Annotated in this window: 15 protein-coding genes; 9 read left to right on the forward strand and 6 right to left on the reverse strand. The window is 31.7% G+C overall.

All coding sequences use genetic code 11. The features are described from left to right. The first annotated feature begins 154 nt into the window (after positions 1 to 154). The 7 genes from ACT53I_RS01530 to ACT53I_RS01560 all read left to right on the forward strand — a co-directional run bounded on the left by ACT53I_RS01530 (position 155) and on the right by ACT53I_RS01560 (position 7,246). A complete protein-coding gene (locus tag ACT53I_RS01530) occupies positions 155 to 1,102 on the forward strand; it encodes a GDP-L-fucose synthase family protein (RefSeq protein ID WP_476078118.1) in 948 nt (315 codons plus the stop codon). Position 1,103: 1 nt separating this feature from the next. Further along, on the forward strand, positions 1,104 to 2,261 hold the full coding sequence (gmd, locus tag ACT53I_RS01535; RefSeq protein WP_476078119.1) for a GDP-mannose 4,6-dehydratase: 1,158 nt from the start codon (positions 1,104 to 1,106) through the stop codon (positions 2,259 to 2,261). A 5-nt stretch (positions 2,262 to 2,266) separates the two neighbouring features. Then, on the forward strand, positions 2,267 to 3,019 hold the full coding sequence (locus ACT53I_RS01540; protein ID WP_476078120.1) for a glycosyltransferase family 2 protein: 753 nt from the start codon (positions 2,267 to 2,269) through the stop codon (positions 3,017 to 3,019). 10 nt (positions 3,020 to 3,029) lie between these two features. Continuing rightward, positions 3,030 to 3,926, forward strand: coding sequence for an NAD-dependent epimerase/dehydratase family protein (locus ACT53I_RS01545; RefSeq protein ID WP_476078121.1), 897 nt, complete (start codon positions 3,030 to 3,032; stop codon positions 3,924 to 3,926). Positions 3,927 to 3,928: 2 nt separating this feature from the next. Further along, positions 3,929 to 4,909: an MraY family glycosyltransferase gene (locus ACT53I_RS01550; protein WP_476078122.1), complete on the forward strand. Its 981-nt coding sequence runs from the start codon at positions 3,929 to 3,931 to the stop codon at positions 4,907 to 4,909. A gap of 304 nt (positions 4,910 to 5,213) precedes the next feature. Then, positions 5,214 to 6,518 (forward strand): 30S ribosomal protein S12 methylthiotransferase RimO, encoded by a 1,305-nt coding sequence (gene rimO / locus ACT53I_RS01555; RefSeq protein ID WP_476078123.1) that lies wholly within the window; start codon positions 5,214 to 5,216, stop codon positions 6,516 to 6,518. 359 nt (positions 6,519 to 6,877) lie between these two features. After that, entirely contained in the window at positions 6,878 to 7,246 is a 369-nt protein-coding gene (locus tag ACT53I_RS01560) for a septal ring lytic transglycosylase RlpA family protein (RefSeq protein ID WP_476078124.1), read from the forward strand. A 178-nt stretch (positions 7,247 to 7,424) separates the two neighbouring features. On the opposite strand, the gene ACT53I_RS01565 is transcribed toward ACT53I_RS01560, so the two are convergent. The 4 genes from ACT53I_RS01565 to ACT53I_RS01580 form a co-directional block, all read right to left on the reverse strand. Beyond that, positions 7,425 to 8,210 (reverse strand): hypothetical protein, encoded by a 786-nt coding sequence (locus ACT53I_RS01565; protein ID WP_476078125.1) that lies wholly within the window; start codon positions 8,208 to 8,210, stop codon positions 7,425 to 7,427. A 55-nt stretch (positions 8,211 to 8,265) separates the two neighbouring features. Next, entirely contained in the window at positions 8,266 to 9,030 is a 765-nt protein-coding gene (locus tag ACT53I_RS01570; RefSeq protein WP_476078126.1) for an exodeoxyribonuclease III, read from the reverse strand. Positions 9,031 to 9,084: 54 nt separating this feature from the next. Beyond that, on the reverse strand, positions 9,085 to 10,080 hold the full coding sequence (gene dusB / locus ACT53I_RS01575) for a tRNA dihydrouridine synthase DusB (protein WP_476078127.1): 996 nt from the start codon (positions 10,078 to 10,080) through the stop codon (positions 9,085 to 9,087). Positions 10,081 to 10,408: 328 nt separating this feature from the next. Further along, a complete protein-coding gene (locus ACT53I_RS01580; protein WP_476078128.1) occupies positions 10,409 to 13,609 on the reverse strand; it encodes a hypothetical protein in 3,201 nt (1,066 codons plus the stop codon). A 216-nt stretch (positions 13,610 to 13,825) separates the two neighbouring features. On the opposite strand from ACT53I_RS01580, the gene ACT53I_RS01585 reads away from it, so the two are divergent. Further along, positions 13,826 to 14,725 carry a T9SS type A sorting domain-containing protein gene (locus ACT53I_RS01585; protein ID WP_476078129.1) on the forward strand — a complete coding sequence of 300 codons (900 nt, stop codon included), beginning with the start codon at positions 13,826 to 13,828 and terminating at the stop codon, positions 14,723 to 14,725. Positions 14,726 to 14,873: 148 nt separating this feature from the next. Further along, on the forward strand, positions 14,874 to 15,728 hold the full coding sequence (locus ACT53I_RS01590; protein WP_476078130.1) for a lamin tail domain-containing protein: 855 nt from the start codon (positions 14,874 to 14,876) through the stop codon (positions 15,726 to 15,728). A gap of 54 nt (positions 15,729 to 15,782) precedes the next feature. Here the strand turns inward: ACT53I_RS01590 and ACT53I_RS01595 are convergent, their stop codons facing one another. Further along, entirely contained in the window at positions 15,783 to 18,581 is a 2,799-nt protein-coding gene (locus tag ACT53I_RS01595; RefSeq protein WP_476078131.1) for an aminopeptidase, read from the reverse strand. A gap of 178 nt (positions 18,582 to 18,759) precedes the next feature. Beyond that, complete coding sequence (locus ACT53I_RS01600; RefSeq protein WP_476078132.1) at positions 18,760 to 19,671, reverse strand: AEC family transporter; 912 nt, start codon at positions 19,669 to 19,671, stop codon at positions 18,760 to 18,762.

The following is a 19,671-nucleotide window of genomic DNA, read 5'->3' on the forward strand; positions in this document are numbered from 1 at the left end:
AAAAGATTTTTTAATGAGAATTCTATTGACTAGTTTTTATTTGTATCAATCGTAAAAGAATGTAGAATGGGTATTACCCATTTAATACAAGAATGTATTAAATTTGTAACTTAATCTAAACAAAAATTTTTAAAAGCACCAAGTTAATTTTGAAATGAAAAATAAAAAAATTTATATCGCTGGACACAACGGAATGGTAGGCTCTGCTATCTGGAGAAATTTTAATGATAATGGATATAATAATTTAATTGGATGTTCTAGTAAAGAACTTGACCTTAGGAATCAAAAAGAAGTGTTAGATTTTTTTGAAGCAGAAAAACCAGAGGTTGTTATTGATGCAGCTGCTAGAGTAGGGGGGATTTTAGCAAACAATAGTTTCCCTTATCAGTTTCTAATGGATAATATGCAAATTCAAAATAATTTGATTGATACCGCTCTTAAATTTAATATAGAAAAATTTATATTCTTAGGCAGTTCTTGTATTTATCCCAAGTTCGCTCCTCAGCCATTAAAAGAAGATTGTTTATTAACATCCTCACTTGAGCCCACAAATGAGTGGTATGCAATTGCTAAAATCACAGGAGTGAAAGCATGCGAAGCAATTAGAAAACAATTTGGTAAAGATTTTGTAAGTCTAATGCCTACTAATTTATATGGTCCTTATGATAATTTTGATTTACAAACCTCTCACGTTTTGCCAGCTATGATTAGAAAATTTGAAGATGCTAAATTAAACAATCATGAGCCTGTAGTTTTATGGGGTACAGGAAATCCTATGAGAGAGTTTTTATTTGTAGACGATTTAGCAGGAGCCGTGTTTTTCGCTCTAGAAAATAATCTAGGAGATAATCTTTATAATGTAGGAACAGGTAAAGATATTACAATTAAAGAACTTGCCGAAATGATCCAAAAAATTGTTGGACATCAAGGACAAATTATTTGGGATGATTCAAAACCCGATGGCACCCCTAGAAAGTTAATGGATGTTTCAAAACTAAAAGATAAAGGTTGGAATTATTCTACCGAGTTAAAAGAAGGGATTCAAATAACATATGAGTGGTTCTTAGAAAATAAAACAAATTTTAAACAAGTCAAAATATAATATGAAGGTAGCATTAATCACGGGAATTACAGGGCAAGATGGATCATATCTAGCAGAACTATTGCTGGAAAAAGGATATATGGTTCATGGGATTAAAAGAAGAGCTTCTTCTTTCAATACCCAAAGAATTGATCACTTATATGTAGACCAACATGAAAATCATGTTAATTTTAAACTGCATTATGGTGACCTTACTGATTCTACTAATCTTATTAGAATTATTCAAGAAGTTAAGCCGGATGAAATATACAATCTTGGGGCAATGTCTCATGTTAAGGTGTCTTTTGATTCACCAGAATATGTGGCAAATGTAGATGGTATAGGAACTTTAAGAATTCTAGAAGCTGTGAGGATTTTAGGCTTAGAGAAAAAAACTAGAATCTATCAAGCTTCAACTTCTGAACTTTTCGGTGGTTTAGAAGAAAATAAAAATGAAAAAGGATTTTATGACGAAAATTCTCCTTTTTATCCACGTTCACCATACGGAGTAGCAAAAATTTATGGTTTTTGGATTACTAAAAATTATAGAGAAGCGTATGGCATGTTTGCATGTAACGGTATTTTATTTAACCATGAATCACCAAGGAGAGGGGAAACTTTTGTAACCCGAAAAATTACTAGAGCCGTTGCAAAAATTGCTTTAGGATATCAAAATACACTTTTTATGGGGAATCTTGATGCGCAAAGGGATTGGGGACATGCAAAAGATTTTGTGGAAGCTATGTATTTAATTCTTCAACAAGATAAACCAGAAGATTTTGTTATTGCTACAGGAATGACAACTAGAGTAAGAGATTTTATTAAAAAATCCTTTGCATTGATTGGATTTGATATTGAATTTAGAGGAACAGGAATAGATGAAGAAGGAGTTTTGATAGCTATAGATGAGGAAGTATATAAGAAAAATGTGAGTCCAGAAATTTTAAATAAAGTAAAATTAGGGGATGTGCTCGTAAAGATTGATCCGAGATATTTTAGACCTACTGAAGTGGATTTACTAATTGGAGACCCTTCAAAAGCTCAACAAAAATTAGGTTGGAAACCAAAATACACTTTAGATACCTTACTTCAAGAAATGATAACTTCAGATATAGATTTATTCAAAAAAGATTTAGAATTAATAAATGCAGGTCATCAGGTTAATATTCACCAAGAGTAATATAAATGAGTTTGAAAATATCAATTATTACGGTGTCATTTAATAGTGGTGCAACCATTGAGGATACCATAAAATCTATCGAAAGACAATCCTACAAAAACATTGAATATTTAATTATTGATGGACAGTCTTCTGATAATACATTGAGTATAGCAAATGAATATCCTCATGTGGTTACAAAAATTATCAGTGAAAAAGATAATGGATTATATGATGCTATGAACAAGGGCATTACTATGGCTACTGGAGATGTTGTTGGAATACTAAACTCTGATGATTTATTCTGTGATGAATTTGCGGTAGAAAAAGTAATGAAAATTTTTAATAATAATCCAAGCCTTGATTCTGTCTATGCCGATATATTTTATGTAAGTAAAGATAATACAGATAATGTGGTAAGAAAATGGATATCAGGAGAACAAAAACCTTTTAAAATAGGTTGGCATCCTGCACATCCTACTTTCTATGTGAAAAAACATGTGTATGATAAATGTGGTGTTTTTAACCTAAATTATAGATTAGCGGCAGATTTTGAATTAATGCTTAGATTTCTTGAAAAATATAAAATATCTACTCAGTATCTGTCTTCTCCTTTAATTAAAATGAGATTAGGAGGAGAAACCAATAAAAGTTTTAAAAATATTATAAATCAAAATATTGAATGCTTACGTGCTTTTGAAGAAAATGATATTTCTGTAAATAAGCTTTTTTATCCTTTGTTTAGAATAATTCCCAAATTTCTTCAGTATTTAAAATAATTTCTAAATAATGAACATTCTATTCACTGGCGCTAATGGTTTTTTAGGTAAAAATGTAATACCTAATATTTCAAAAGATTATAAGGTTTATTCTCTTGATTTATCTAATGCAGATTTTTTGTTTAATATTTCTAATCAAATACCAGACTTTGAGGATTGTGAATTTGATGTTGTTTTTCATGCTGCAGGAAAAGCACATAGTATTCCCAAGACTTTGGATGAAAAAAAAGTATTTTTTGATATTAACGAAAAAGGAACTGAAAACCTTTGTACAGCATTAGAAAAAAATAAATTACCCTCAGCATTTATTTTTATAAGTACTGTGGCTGTTTATGGTTTAGAGTTTGGAGAGCTTATACATGAAAATAGTCCGCTTAACGGGCAAACACCTTATGCACAGAGTAAAATAAATGCGGAGTTTTTTTTGAAAGATTGGTGTGAAAAAAACAAAGTGAAATTAATTATTCTTAGGCCATCATTAATTTCTGGGTTAAACCCTCCTGGGAATTTAGGAGATATGATAAAAGGAATAAAATCAGGCAAATATCTTAACATCGGGAAAGGAAATGCACAAAAAAGTGTTTTTTATGCAAATGATTTTGCCTATATTATTAATAATGTTTCTGCAATTAATGATGGAGTTTATAATGTTTGTGATTCTCATCATCCTACTTTTTATGAACTTTCAGAGAAAATTTCATTACTTTTAGGGAAATCCAAACCGTTTTCAATACCGTTGTTTATTGCTAAATTATTGGCTTTGGTTGGTGATTTGATGGGGAGTAATGCTCCTATAAACTCTTTAAAGCTAAGTAAGATTACCAATTCTCTAACTTTTTCTAACGAGAAAATTAAAAAAGAATTAGGATGGGAGCCTTCAGATGTTATTAATAATTTTAAAGTTTGAGTATGGAGTTCATCATAGTAACGTTTATATTGTTGGTCTTAGAACTGCTTTATTTTAGAATAGCAGATAAATTTAATATTATAGATAAACCCAATCATAGAAGTTCTCATACGCAGATTACACTTCGTGGAGGTGGAATTATTTTTCCCATTGCATTTGTACTGTATTTTGTGGTGAGTGCTGCGTACAGAAAAGATTACTTTTTACCGGAAGATTATTGGAGTTTTGGGTTGGGATTAATAGCCTTATCTACCATTAGTTTTCTGGATGATATTTTAGATTTATCGAGCAAATTGAGATTATTATTTCATTTTGTAGCCGTAACTCTGCTGATTTATTTCTTAGGATTATTCACCTCTGCACCTATTTGGTTCATTCCTTTGGTGTATATTTTTGTAATAGGAGTGCTCAATGCCTACAATTTTATGGATGGCATCAATGGAATTACGGGAGTTTACAGCTTGGTTATGTTGCTCACGTTTTATTACATTAATCAATATGGAGTAACATTCACTGATGCTCATTTTATTATCTACCCGATTTTGGCAAGTTTGGTGTTTTTATTTTTCAATTTTAGAAAAAGAGCCAAATGTTTCGCAGGAGATGTTGGAAGCATGAGCATGGCATTTTGGGTTTTAGCTTTATTAGGATTGTTGATGGTAAAAACCGAAAATTTCACATATTTATTATTCATCGCAGTGTATGGAATAGAAGTGATTTCAACCATTCTTCAAAGAATAAAACTAAAGGAAAATATTTTTGAAGCACACCGTCATCATTTATATCAGTTGTTGGTCAACCAAATGAAATGGTCACATCTTTTGGTGGCTACTTTATATGGAGGAGTTCAGTTATTGATTAACGCTTGTGTAATAAAATTCGGACTCAACTTCTGGGAAGGCACATTGTATTTAATTCTGCCGACCTTCATCATCTACATATATTCCAAATATTACATTTACAAAAAAACAGGAGCTTACTAAAAAATACCAGAACCGAATTTTCGGTTCTTTTTTTTATCCAAAATCACTTATTATCAATTTTCTCATTTTCAAATTTTCAAATTTCCAAATCACCAAATCACCACATCACCAAATTATCACCTCATCACCACATCACTTCAAATCCATAGATACTCCATAGATAAAGCATGGATAGTGCATGAAAAGTGCATGAAATGAATAAGCAAATTTTACCTCAAAAAAACTCTTTTCTAAAGTTCCTTTTTAATTTCATAAATTTGCAACCTTAAATAATTCAATACTTACCATCCATCAATTATCATACATGAGAACAAAATCTGTAGGCAAAAAGAAAATTAACATCGTAACCCTAGGCTGTTCAAAAAACATCTACGACTCAGAAGTCTTAATGGGACAACTCAAAGCAAACGGCAAAGATGTCGTACACGAACAACGTGGAGACATCGTAGTGATTAACACATGCGGTTTTATCGATAATGCCAAAGAAGAATCCATCAATACTATTTTAGATTTTGTAGAAGCTAAAAATAGAGGAGAAGTAGAGAAAGTCTTCGTTACAGGTTGTCTTTCAGAAAGATATAAGCTAGATTTAATCAGAGAAATTCCAGATGTAGACCAATATTTCGGGACTAGAGACTTACCGATTTTATTAAAACATTTAGGAGCAGATTATAAACATGAATTAGTAGGAGAACGTTTAACGACTACTCCAAAACATTATGCCTACCTTAAAATAGCTGAAGGTTGTGATAGACCTTGTGCATTTTGTGCTATTCCATTGATGAGAGGAGGTAATGTTTCTACTCCAATTGAAAACTTGATAATAGAAGCGCAAAAACTCGCAAAATCTGGCGTTAAAGAATTGATTTTAATTGCTCAAGACCTTACCTATTACGGTTTAGATTTATATAAGAAAAGAGCATTAGGAGATTTATTAAAGGAATTGGTAAAAGTAGAAGGGATAGAATGGATTCGTTTGCATTATGCATTTCCTTCAGGTTTTCCAGAAGATGTATTAGAATTGATTAAATCAGAGCCTAAAATTTGCAATTATATAGATATTCCGCTTCAGCACATCAATACAGAAATTTTAAAGGCTATGAAGCGTGGAACCACTTATGAAAAAACCAATGCTTTATTGGATAAATTCCGTGAAAAAGTTCCAGATATGGCTATTAGAACTACACTAATCGTTGGTTTCCCAGGAGAAACGGAAGAAAAGTTCCAGGAATTAAAAGATTGGGTTCGTACGCAACGTTTTGATAGATTGGGTTGTTTTACCTATTCTCATGAAGAAAATACAAGTGCTTATGTGTTAGAAGATGATGTCCCAGAAGAGGTAAAACAAGCTAGGGTAGAAGAAATTATGGAATTACAGTCTCAGATTTCTTGGGAAAAGAACCAAGAGAGAATTGGGAAAACTTACAGATGTATTTTTGATAGAAAAGAAGGGAATTATTTCGTGGGAAGAACGGAATATGATTCTCCAGATGTGGATAACACGGTTTTAGTGGAAGCAAAAGACACTTATATTTCCATTGGTGAATTTGTAAATATTAAAATTACTTCCGCAGAAGAGTTCGATTTGTATGGTGAAATTGCAGAATAATATTTATTTTTTCTTTACGGAAAACCATAAAATTTACATTAAGTTAAATTTAAATTAATGCAATTAAAAATAAAAAATCATCAATTAATTGATGATTTTTTTGATTTTATTCAATTGTTTTCGTTGATAATGTTTTTGAATTGATAAAAAACAATGTATTAAATAGTTAATAATGTTAACAATTTTAACGTATTTTTTAACATTTTTTAACATTTCCTCTCGTTTCCCATGAACACGTAGTTGAGAGAGTTGTTTAACAAATTTTTAACATAAAATTAATAAAATTTAACAACTTGGTTGTGTGCTAAAAGAGGTTCATGATAACTTTGCGCCTGTAAAACCCACAAAAAATATTCAAAATGATGAAAAGAGCAATTCTCGTAATCATAATGATGATTTCAACTCTTGGTTTATATTCTTTCAAATATAATACCAATGATGCTAAAACAAGTTTTGCATCGTTCTACCACGATAAATTTAACGGTAGAAAAACCGCAAGCGGTGAAGTTTTTGATAACACAAAATTTACTGCTGCGAATATGAGATTACCATTTGGAACACAAGTAAAAATTACTAACTTAAGAACAGGAAAATCTGTTGTAGTTAGAATTAATGACAGAGGTCCATTTCATAGAACTAGAGCTTTTGATATGACAAAAGCAGCTTTTAATGAAATTGGTGATCATAGTTCTGGAACTATTCCTATAGAATATGAAATTGTCGATTAACGATTAAAACCACCTTTTAAGGTGGTTTTTTTATTTCAACATAAGTTCATTTTAAGTTTGTTGTCTTTTTTGTAATTTTTTAAAAAATGATCATCTTTGCATTGAACTAACAGTTGTTAGTTTGGAGAAAAACACAAATGATCTTAAAAAATGAACCAACTTATTATAAGTTGGTTTTTTATACATAAGTAGTAATAACTCTCTGAAGGTTAGGATTATAGTTATCCCAGATTTTCCATTGCATATCCTGGTCTTTTTTAAGAAAATAAGTTTGGAAATTCATCACTTTATAAAAGAACACTTTACCTTCTGCTGTTTTCAAAACTAAATCCCAAAATTCATGTGCTTTTAGCACTTTTAAATCTTCTTCGTCTGAAAGAAGTTCACAATCCAATAATTCAAACTTTGCAAACTCATAGTCGAAGTCAAAATGGTATTCTGCATCTTTGTATCTCTTCATATATTCCTTAATTCTCCTTAAAATTGCAGAATCTTCGAAAACATAAGGGTAAATATCGCTTAAATCAATTTCAGGGAGTTTTTGGATGGCTTTAAACTCATTTTGACAAAAGGTTTCAATGATTTTTCGGTAAGGTTCTATTTGTTCAGAATCATCATCAGAAATAGTCAGTAGTTTGCTATTCAATATATATTCATTAAGGTCATAATGACCTAAGAAAATACATAATTTATCTAAGGTTTTGATGAACCGTAAATCGTTTATAGCAGAAGTTTTATAACTGTTATCGAAAAATCTTTGGAGGGTAATGTACGAAATGGTATTTCCGAGTTCAAATTTTCTCTCACCTTGTAAAAATTTTGAATGTGATAATTCTTGCGAAACAATTTCGGCCAATAAAATGTAATGAGTTCTCTTCCAAGATACAACATCTTTCAGAACGCTGTTTTTAACGTTCTGATGATTCTTTATTTCTTTCTTTATTTCCTCAATTATCGTTTTCATAGAAAAAAGTTAATTAAAAGTAAAATTTTTCCATGAAAAATAAAAATTTTTTAACCTAAATTTTAATTTCAACGAAAACTGGGCAATGATCACTGTGTACAGCTTCTTTTAAAATTAAAGCTCTTTCTAATTGGTTTTCAAGGGATTTTGTAATGAAATGGTAGTCTAATCTCCAACCTAAGTTTTTCGCTCTAGAGTTTTGTCTATAACTCCACCATGAGAATTCTTGTTTATCTGGATGCAAATAGCGGAAACTATCAATCAAATTACATTCTTTTAGGAATTTTGTCATCCATTCTCTTTCAACAGGCAAAAATCCTGAAGTATTTTTTAAACCTTTCGGATTGTGAATGTCTATTTCTTCATGGCAGATATTAAAATCTCCACAAATCACCAAATTCGGGATTTCTTTCTGTAAACTTTTAATATATTCTAGAAAATCATCGGCAAACTGAAGTTTAAAGTCTAATCGCTCAATATTAGAAGCACTCGGAACATACACGGAAAGCACCGAAAAATCCTCGAAATCTGCTCTTATAATTCTGCCTTCGTTATCGTAATGTTCTATTCCGCAACCGTATTCTACGTGTTTTGGTTCTATTTTGCTGGCAATTCCAACTCCAGAATAACCTTTTCTCACTGCAGAATGCCAATAACTTTTGTAACCTACCTTTTCTAGACTTTCGATGTCTATTTGGTCGTTTCCAGCTTTAGATTCTTGAATGCAAATAATATCAGGATTGGCAACTTGCAACCAACCGATAAAATCTTTGGTAAAAGCCGCGCGAATTCCGTTAACGTTGTAAGAGATGATTTTCATAGTTATATAAATAATCCTTCGAGGATTTTAATTCCTTGAAGGATTGAATTAAATTTATAAAATTTCGATTTTATTTTTATAAAATTCTTCCGTTTCTTCTAATAATTGATAAAATTCTTCCAAACTTAAAACTTGCAAAAATTTGGTTTTGAATTCTTTAAAATGAGAAATTCCACGGAAATAATTGCTGTAATGTTGTCTCATTTCTATCAAGCCTAATCTTTCGCCTTTCCATTCTGCGCTCCATTCTGCGTGTTGTTTTACGGCAAGAAGTCGGTCTGAAATCGTAGGTTCCGGTAATTTTTCTCCCGTTTCAAAGAAATGTTTAATTTCATTAAAAATCCAAGGATAACCAATCGCAGCTCTACCAATCATCATTCCGTCGCAAGCATATTTTTGTCTGTATTCCAAAGCTTTTTCGGGAGAATCGATGTCGCCATTTCCAAAAATTGGAATTTCAATATTAGGATTTTGCTTAATTTTAGAAATATATTCCCAATCTGCTTCGCCTTTATACATTTGAGAACGAGTTCTTGCGTGAATGGTCAACGCTTTAATTCCTGCATCTTGTAATCTGAGTGCTACTTCTTCTATGTTAATAGTTTCTACATCCCAACCTAACCTCGTTTTCACCGTAACAGGAAGATGTGTAGAATTTACTACTGCTTTTGTCAATCGAACCATTAAATCTACATCTTTCAAAACGCCAGCTCCAGCTCCTTTGGAAACTACTTTTTTCACAGGACAACCGAAATTAATGTCCACAATATCAGGATTTACGGTTTCTACAATTTTGGCAGAAAGCGACATTGCTTCTTCGTCGCCACCGAAAATCTGAATTCCAACAGGTCTTTCGTAATCAAAAATATCGAGTTTTTTCCTAGATTTCATCGCATCACGAATCAAGCCTTCAGAAGAAATAAATTCTGAATACATTAAGTCTGCGCCGTGTAATTTGCACAATCTACGGAAAGGAGGATCACTCACGTCTTCCATTGGTGCCAATAAAAACGGAAAATCAGGAAGTTCTATGTTGCCTATTTTTACCATTTTGCAAAAATAAGTTTTTTTTTGTTCCCGCAGATTTCGCAGATATTTTAAAAAGATAATTTTTTAAAATTTTGAATTTTAAAATAAGATGAATAATTTAGTAAATGACAAAAATTAATAAACCACAAAAGTGACAAAAGAAATGATTGAAAATAAGTATTTCAAAAGTAAAAAAAAGTTAAATGTTTTGTTTTTTTTACTTTTGGATAGCTTATAAACGACGGAAATCTTTTGTCACTTTTGCGGTTAAAAAAATCATTTTAAAAAATTATTATGTATAAAATAATTTAAAAATGAATTGATAAATCAATAAAAATCTGCGGGAAACCTAAAACGAAGCTCTAACTTGCACACTTCCGATATGAATTGTTCTTTCGCCAGAATTTCTACCTTCATAATTCACGTTGAGTTGAAGGAATGAGTTTAATGCTTGTTGCAAAATTACGCTCCAAACTTGGTTTTTGCCAGGTTTTAAACCATCAAGCATTTGATTTCCTACGATACTGAAAGCATTTCCCGTGAAATCATTATTGATGAAACTGAAATTTCCACGGATAGAAGTTTTCTGTTTTTCCCATTGTAAAGTTCCGGTTAAATCGAAAGTTTTTAAGAATTCCTCGCCGTCTTTTCTGTCCTTGATTTTGTAAGCGGTAGAAACTTCGGTTTGTATGCTTTCCGAAAGTTTGTAAACCAATTTGGGCTTGGTTTCGTATAGGTTTAAAGTGTAATCTCGTGTCTTAAATAATTGCGATGAAGATTGGTAATTCTGCAACTGATTTTCCCAATCTGCGCGGAGATTTTTATTAAACCAATATCCAAAATTGACCAAATGAGTTTGCGTATTTTTCTTTTCTATGCTGAAATTGGCATTGACTAAATTTTGATTGTCGATAAAACGGTAATTTCCGTTCCAGCCAGATTTTTCGGTAGGATTGAAAAGTACAGAAAACAATAAGTTCTGATTTTTTAAAATTTGATTATTTTCGGTTTTAAATGGATTAAATTCTAAAACTCGATCTTCTTTGAAGAAGGAATTTTGGGCATTGAGTGAAACGTTAAAATTCCAACGTCTTAAAAACTGATTGTCTGAATTAAAAACAATGTAAGGATTCACCGAAAGCGATAGTTGCAATTTATTTTTGTTGGAAGGCGTGTATTTTACCGTATTCGTGTAAACTCTAATGTATTGCGCCAAATCTGAATATTCTGCAATTTCGAACTCATCTAACTGCTGAATTCCGTCGCCGTTATAATCCGTCCATTTGTAAATTCCTTGTCCGTCTGTTACTTTTAAATATTGAAATTCTCGCTGCGCTTCTTGTCCGTTTCCGAGCTCATAAAACGCTTGCAAACGCATTCCATTTTTGAAAAATTGTTGGTTGTACTGAATATTTCCAATCACAAAATCTGAATTAAATTGCGTTTTTAATTCATTTTCGTAGAAAAATTTTCGGTAATGAACGAGTGTGGAAAGTTGCGTTTTTTCGGTTCTAATCAATTGACTTTCGAGCATTAAACCGAGAATGTTATTCATTTTTTTCAAGGAATTATCGCGCACAGAATCATTGGTTCTGAAATAAGATTTTGCCAACAATTTCGTGCGTAAACTATCGCCAATTCTTTTTTGAACAAAAACTTCTTTCCAAGAAAAACTCGTCACATCAAGCGTTTTGGTTTGGTTGAAATTCTTAAGATTATGCTCGAAACTTCCGCCAAAACTCCAACTTCCTTTTTTGCCCAAAAATTCAGTAGAAACATTTCCTCTTGCAAATTGGGTGTCTTGAAAATCTGAAGTGGTATTTAGGTAAGATAAATTCCCTCTAGTTTCTGTTTTTTTCCTTAGAAATTTAAAATCCAAATCGTTTTTAATTCCGTTGTAGCTTTGTTTTTCGTTGAGGTAATTCAGTTTGTAATTGATAAAATTGGTGTTTTTCCACTGATTTAAAAAGCTGAAAATCAATCTATTTTGAGTGATTTGATTGAATTCTTGAGTTAAATTAAAATCTCTAGAAAATTCCACATCATTAATTCGGTCTAAAATATGAAACTGCGAAGAAATTCTCTGAAATTCTGCGCCAACTGTTCCGTTCCAATTGTTTTTGGTAAAGATTTTATTGCCGAAAATTCTTCCTGCAAAACCTGTATTTTGGTCGTTGTTTTTAGATGAAAAAAGATTGACATCATAATTGCTTAATGAGAAATCTCCGCCAATTTTTCCTTTGTTAAAATTATATTCCGCACTTGTAGAAAAAACTTGAGATTTCTGTGGAGAAGGTAACTTTCGGAGAGCAGAATAGTCTCCGTTTCCAGCACCTACAAATTCAAAAACTCTTCCGTTGTTGGTAGATTGTTTCAGTTTGTAATCGCCTTTTCCAACTCCGAAATAAGTGAAAGAAACGTTGTACAAAGTTTCTGCTTTTTCAGTAGAAAATTCATAGTAATTTCCTTGTGGATTCTGCACCAATTTGTAGAGAATTTTGTTCACATCATATTCCGTAATCACAGCAGAAGGAGCGTACATTAAATCTTGATTGTTTCCTGCATTGGCGAGAATTTGCTCGTCTTCTTTCGATAAATTTAAGGAAAGTGGAGCATTTTTATTATCGTTTTCCAAGAAAGCATCGAAAGAAAGTTTCAGTTTTTCGGTTTGATGTTTCACCGAAGAAGTGACGATGAAACGGTTGTAATTTCGGTTGGTGTAATTGTATGAAATGGTGATGAAATTCTGTTTAAAAATCGGTCGGAAACTCGTAAAAGTAATTTCTCCCGTGTTGTAATTAATGGTGTAATCTTGGTTTTCACCACGTTTCATGAGAATTCCATCGATGAAAACCTGTTCAGAACCAGAAAGGATGGTAATGAAATTTTCACCGTTTTTTCCATTTAAACGATATGGACCTTGGTTTCCTTCTACTCCTTGAAAGCGAATTCGGTGAAATTCACTTCTGGCAACTCCCGCTGAAAAATCTAGAAAAGTTTTGTTGTCTTTCCCAAAATTGGTCTGAAAACCAATTCCCATGCTTCTGCGTTGATATCTTCCAAAGTAAGTTTGGTCGTCTTGTAAATCAAGATGTCCCGCTTTTAAAATGCTTCTGTCTTTAATATTGAGTTGAAGATAAATTTTATCAAATTCCTGCAAAGTTTGCGTGTAACCATCCGCTTGAATCGGCAAATTATGGTCTGAAATACTAGCGAGAATAGAAACATCTTTGCTGAGTTTTCCTGCAATTTGCATATCCATAGAAGATTGCACAGATTGACCTTGGTTATTGCCAAAAGTAATTCCTCTGATGATGGAACCTTTTGCATTTAAATCGCCCAGAATTTGTGAACGAGAATTTTTCTTAACCAAAACGGATTCATCATAGAGAATTTTTTTTTCTTTCCAGGCAAAATTGGCGGTATCTTTTTTAAAAAACTCGCTATTAAGTTTTTTTGAAACAATAGAGTCGGTTTTTAGTGAATCTTGAGCAGGTAAATTAGGGTTTTTCCATGTGAAAATCTGTGCTTTTGCCCAAAAAGCACTCATTAAAATGAGAAAAAAAAATAATTTTTTTGTCACCGAAATCTTTCTAAAAACCGCTGTGTAAAAGTAACTAAAAAAAATAAGGATTATTGTGGAGAAAAATTAATAGAAATTTAATGATTAAAGTCATTAATTCAATAAAATGTTTGTATTTTTGGCTCTAGTTATATAAAAAAATATCTTATGAAAAAAATTTTTACTCTTTTAAGTCTTACATCAATGTTTTTTTTAGCAAATGCTCAAACACAAGTTGTAAATGAAACTTTTACATTTACAGGTGCTTTGAAGGATAATAGTTGGACTACGCATAGCGGAACGACTGGACAGTTATCAGCTAATGGTTCTAAAGTGAATCTAGTTGCAGGTAACGGTGAAGATGTGAACAAAGCATTTTCTGCTGATTATATTATAAATCCTGCAGAATTAAATAAAACAGAATATACTTTTACTTTGAATGTTCCTTCTCAAACAGGATTAGCTGGAAGTACTGCAGCAGGCGAATACTTTTTAATGTTAAGTAATCAATCAGGAACTACAGTTTCTAATTTTTATGGGCGTTTGTTTATTAGAAAAAGTTCTGGTACAGGATATGTTTTAGGTATTTCAAATAGTACAAGTACCGCAGTATATTCTACAGTTGAATTACCAGTTGCAACTGATGTTTCTGTAAAAGTTGCATTTTCTGTTTCTGGTACGAATAGTACTTCAACTTTAACAATTAATAGTGAGACTCCTATAACTTCTACAAGTGCTGTTGCTCCAACTGTTTTAAAGTCTGTAGCTATAAGACAAGCTGGTACTGCAAGTTCGGGAACAGGAAACGTTTCAATAGATAATTTAGTAGTTACAACTTATCCGTCAAGTGTATTAGCAACTAAAGATGTCATAAAATCAAAAAACATTTTCCTAAAAAATACAATGGTTGATAATACTTTATCATTCCAAGCAAAAGGAAATGCTTCTGTAAAGGTTTACAATGCAAACGGACAATTAGTAAAATCTGCTACTATTTCAGCTCAAAATGCTAATGTAGATGTAGCGTCTTTACCAAAAGGTAATTATGTAGTTACTGCAGAACTAAATGGGGAAAAAATTTCTCAGAAAGTAATTAAAAAATAAATAAATTTAATTATATTGAAAAACTAAGGCTAGATGGAATTTCATCTAGCTTTTTTGTTGATAATTAATTAATGTTAAAATGGAGTGAAAAGTCCTATATATAAGAAATTCTTTGTAATTTTGAAAAATAATATTTAAAAAAAACGTTATGAAAAAAATCTTTACTCTTTTAAGTTTAGTGACTTTAGGTGTTACAGCTAATGCACAGATTGTTATTAATGAAGTTTATGGTGGAGGTGGAAATAGTGGTTCAACATGGAAAAATGACTTTGTTGAGCTTATAAACATAGGTGCTACAACAGCTACGTTAACTGGGGCAACACTTCAGTATACTTCTGCTGCTGGTACATTTAATACTTATCAGACTTTACCAAGTATTACTTTAGCCCCGGGTCAAAAGTATTTAATTCAAGAAGCAACTGGAGCAGGAGGTACAACTAATTTACCAACTCCTGATTTTGTTGGTACAACTTTAGTAAATTTTGATGCATCAACTAATAACTCAACAACTGGTTTTGCGATGTCTGGTACTAACGGGAAAATTGCTCTTGTAAGTAATGCCGTGCAAATTACAGGTCCAACTGATTCTAATGTTCTTGATTTTGTAGGATTTGGCAGTGCAAATCAGTTTGAAGGATCAGCAGCAGCGCCAGTAATGTCTAATACTACTTCAAATTCAAGAACAAATGGAATTGACACCAATAATAACTCTGTAGATTTTACTACTGGAACACCAACTCCAGAAAATAAAAGTACTAGTTTGTCAACAGGTGATATTGCTAAACTTAAATTTAATCTTGTTAGAAACTCTAAAGTAACTAATGAAATTACCTTTGGTGAAAAAGCAAATATTAAAATTTATAATGTAAGTGGTTCTTTAGTAAAATCTGCTTCTGTAGAAAAGAATACTTCTCTTAATGTTTCTTCTTTACCAAAAGGAGTTTATGTAGTAACAGGTGAAGTAAATGGTCAAAGTATTTCTCAGAAAATTGTTAAAGAATAATAATTCTTAGAATTAATAATGACAAAGGTTGCTCTTTTGAGCAACCTTTTTTATTTAGTACCAGCCTCGTCTGAAATATCCAATTAGAGCGCCTACATTTAAGTTAAAGGTAAATCGTATTCTATTGCCGTAATCTTTGAACTTCGGTTCGAAACCAAGGCTTGATTGCATAGGGAAATAGACTTCTATAAAATCTGGAATTACTTTAAATTTAATGCCACTGTCCCAAATAAACTTTGGAGAATGTTCGCGGTTCTTATATACTCCAAAATCTGCGTAAACGTCTATCATCTTCCAAACGTTTGCTTCTACATTATGCGTAATTAACCATTGGTCTACACTTCCGTTGATATAAGATTTAAAACCTCCTTCTGCCATGATAAACTGTTGAGAAAGGATTCCGCTTATTGCACTTTGAGCTAATAGATTATAAGAGAAAGCGTAGTTGGAAACTTTAGAAATTCCAATATCGAAATTATTATTTCTGGTATGATTTCTTAAAAAATAACCGCCATACAATCGTAAGCTCAGTTTTTTATTTTTGGCATATTCTAGTCTGTAGTAGCTTTCTGCAGTAAGTTTTGCATAATCTTCCATGTATTGGAAATTCCCGAAAATATACTTTTCTTTAATCACATTATTGTCTGAATAGACAAAACCTAAGTTCCAAATGTTATATTTAGCGTAGTCATTTTCTGCAATCATTTTGGGGCTTAAATCTCTTTCGAAGAAATTATAAGAAGCAGACAAAATTCTAGAAATTTCACTTCTAGGATTCTTGTTAAAAGACATATTCCCAGAAAAACTGATTTTTTTGTAAGACAACCCAAAATCATAATTGTATTTGGCAGTTGCAACACCTAAAGTAAGTGTTCTGTAAAAACTTTCAGCAGGTTGAATTTTATAAACAGCATTCATGGATCCATTAATATCCTTACTTCCTGTACTGAAAAACGGCGAAATAAGATATTGAAACCTTTTGTCAATCAGTGATTTATTTTTAAATCGAATACCCAATAAGAATTTGTCATAATTATTCCAACCGATTCCTGGTGTAAGATAAACTTCGTTAATTTCTGCATTTGGATTGTCTGGAATGAGTTTAAATCTTAGTTTTTTAGCATTGTCTTTAATTCCTTTGGTGTAAAGATAATTGTCTCTAAAATTATTCTCAGGGAAAGCATATAAATCATTGATGACAATTTTTACTGCTTCATTATCTGGAATTACATAACCGCAAGAGTTTTCTTGATAATTCGTGTCATACCAAAAGGTTTTTTTACTGCCATCTTCATGAAAAGTTTCTAATTTAAAAGGAATATTCTGCGCTGTATTTTTAGAAACATTAATGTTGATGACGTTATCTTTTCTCTCGAAATCGTTGAGTTTAAAATTGATTCTTTGCTTTCTTTTAACATATTTTTCTAAAAATTCAGAAGAGTAACCAGAAGCTACCGTGAGTTGGTCTAGAAAATCTCTTTTGTCTAATTCTGAAGTGTGATTTTTGGAGATATAACCTTTTAAGAAATTTTCAAAATAAGAAGTTCCCATTTTTTCGGCAATCAAGGTAAAAAGGCTTCCCGTTTCGAATTGGCTAATCGCCATTTCATTAAAATTACTTAAATCCGAAAATTTTTCGTCAATTTTTTGGTCAAGATTTTGCGCTGTAATATATTGATAAGCGAGACCGTATCTTTCAATCAATTTCAGTCGAGAAGCAAATGAAAGTTTTAAGGGTTTCATTCCCAGTATTTTATAGTCAGAAAGTGCTCCAAGAATTTTATGATCAGGATAATTTTTTTTCAAATACTGAATTTCTAAATAGGTTTTAAGTCCGTTCGTAATCCAGTGATTTTTTTCTTTGTCAGACACGAATAATTGCTCTGCAACTTGCTGAGAAACAATGCTGAAATAATCCATATCTATTTTTTCGGCATCGGTAAACATTTGGAACTTAAATTTCCAAAATTTAATGTCATCATTCCCGAAGAAATCATTTTTGGACTTAAATTTTTCGCTGATGAAGATTTTTGCTGGCAAAAATCCCGTTTTTTCTTTGATAAAATGAAGATGAAGCGGTAGATAAAACGCAATCAGTTCCTTTTCTTTTTCGGTGACAGGATAACCCAATTCTACCAAATGTTTTTGTCCGTCTACGATGGTTTCTAGCTGATAGTTTTCTTGGTCAGCAATCAGAAATTCTACATCTTTATTCAGTTTTCCTTCAAAAATATTAGGAGCAACTTCAGTTAAATTACTGCTGATATTTTGACCGGAATTTTCAAATTTTACTCGGTAAAAAGTATTTACATTTACGTTTTCTTCTAAATCTTTGTAATATTTTTCAAGGAAATTATCTCGGTCAAAACTGTCTGGAACCAAGAAAAAATATTTGAGCAAAGTATTATTTTTTCCAATTCCATAACCTGTAAACTGAGCACTCGGTAAAATCACAGAATATTCCAGCGAAAGTTCAGTAAAAGCATTTGGAGCTAAAGGTTTTGGGAGTTTTATAAAAAGATTTTCATCATCTAAAACACCTTCATACGGTTTTTTGTCTATCATCAGATAAACCAATCTGCCTCTTTCATTGGGTTCTGCGTAATATAAATCCTTTTTTCGGTCTTCTAATTTTCTTCTGACTAAAGGCGTATTTCTGCTTTTGTAAGCTGCCGTGAAATTTTGAAGTTTAAGATGTGTGAGTTCAATTTCGGAGGTGTTTTGATAATAGATTTTTTCTCTTACAGTAAGCGTTCCTGCAGAAATTTTTGCATCAATAATGATGGAGTCTTTCTGCGAGAAAGCAAAAAGATTAAGCAGTAAACACAGTAAAATGATGGTCTTCTTCTTCATTGATTTTAGAAAATCAAATATAGAGAGAAACTATTAAAATTGCTTATATAAATCTGAAAAAATATTACATTTTATCAACAATTTTTGAATTTTATTGACAATGGATTTTGAGAATTATCATTCCTTTCTCGGATGAATATTTTCTTGGGAATAAATCGGAAGTTTTTATCTTTTTAAATTATAAAAAAGGCAGTAGTAAATGCCAAATTCCCACGGTAAGGATAGATAGAGGAATTCCCATCGCAACCATCAAGTTACAAAATTTAGGTTCTAAATCATGAGCCGAAGCAATAATCGCCGCTGTAATCATAGGCGCCATCGCTGCTTCTAAAATACAAATGTCTATAACGTCTCCACTTTGATGGAAAATATATTTGTAAATCACTAAAATCAATAAAGGCAAAAGAACGAGCTTGAAAAGTAAACCGATGAAAAGATGAAATCCTTCTTTTTTCTCAATTTTTTTCCATTGCATTTGACTTCCTACAGAAACCAAAGCGAGTGGAACAGTAGTTGCGCCCAATTTCATTAAAACTTCGTCAAAATCTTTTGGAATTTCTATGGAGAAAACATTCAGCAACAAAGCAATTACAAATGCAATAAATGGCGGAAATTTTAAAATTTTAGAAAGATGTTTGAGTAGAGAATCTTTGCTTCCAGAATAAAAATTGGCGACTAAAATTCCTACAGTAGAAAGAGCGACGAAACCAGGTTGGTCTACCAACATCACGGTTTTTAAACCTTCTTCTCCATACATGGCTTGAATTAAAGGAATGCCTACAAAAGAAGTGTTTCCGAAACCTGCACACATAATTAAAGCGCCAATTAAAGAAGATTTCCAGCCGAAAATTTTTCCTAATCCTGCAAAAAATAAAATCGCAGCAAAAATTCCTATCCAGACCACTAAAACGGGATAAATCACCGAGATGTTGAGTTCTATTTTTGAAATATAATACAGAGAAAATGCAGAAAGCGAAATGTTAATCACAAATGCATTCAGTGAAGTATGAAAATTATCGGGAATTATTTTAGATTTTTTTAAAACAATTCCTATAATCAGACAGACAAAAAGTAAAATTAAGTTGCTCAA

It is taken from the genome of Cloacibacterium sp. DMC96 (assembly GCF_056313765.1).